The organism is Pseudoalteromonas sp. T1lg10 (genome assembly GCF_002964545.1).
GTDB lineage: Bacteria > Pseudomonadota > Gammaproteobacteria > Enterobacterales > Alteromonadaceae > Pseudoalteromonas.
Map to the genome: position 1 here is coordinate 1 of NZ_PQBV01000020.1, position 571 is coordinate 571.

Genomic DNA, 571 nt, shown 5'->3' on the forward strand with positions numbered 1-571 from the left:
CCAGTAATTCCGATTAACGCTCGCACCCTCCGTATTACCGCGGCTGCTGGCACGGAGTTAGCCGGTGCTTCTTCTGTAAGTAACGTCACAGCTAGCAGGTATTAACTACTAACCTTTCCTCCTTACTGAAAGTGCTTTACAACCCGAAGGCCTTCTTCACACACGCGGCATGGCTGCATCAGGCTTGCGCCCATTGTGCAATATTCCCCACTGCTGCCTCCCGTAGGAGTCTGGACCGTGTCTCAGTTCCAGTGTGGCTGATCATCCTCTCAAACCAGCTAGGGATCGTTGCCTTGGTGAGCCATTACCTCACCAACTAGCTAATCCCACTTGGGCCAATCTAAAGGCGAGAGCCGAAGCCCCCTTTGGTCCGTAGACATTATGCGGTATTAGCCGTCGTTTCCAACGGTTGTCCCCCACCTCAAGGCATGTTCCCAAGCATTACTCACCCGTCCCGCCGCTCGTCATCTTCTAGCAAGCTAGACATGTTACCGCTCGACTTGCATGTGTTAGGCCTGCCGCCAGCGTTCAATATGAGCCATGATCAAACTCTTCAATTAAAAGTTTTTTG

Annotated in this window: 1 rRNA gene; it reads right to left on the bottom strand. The window is 52.2% G+C overall.

The window, feature by feature from the left end:
* Positions 1-560, bottom strand: a 16S ribosomal RNA gene (locus tag C2M17_RS07955); the annotation flags it as partial.
* Positions 561-571: the final 11 nt, after the last annotated feature.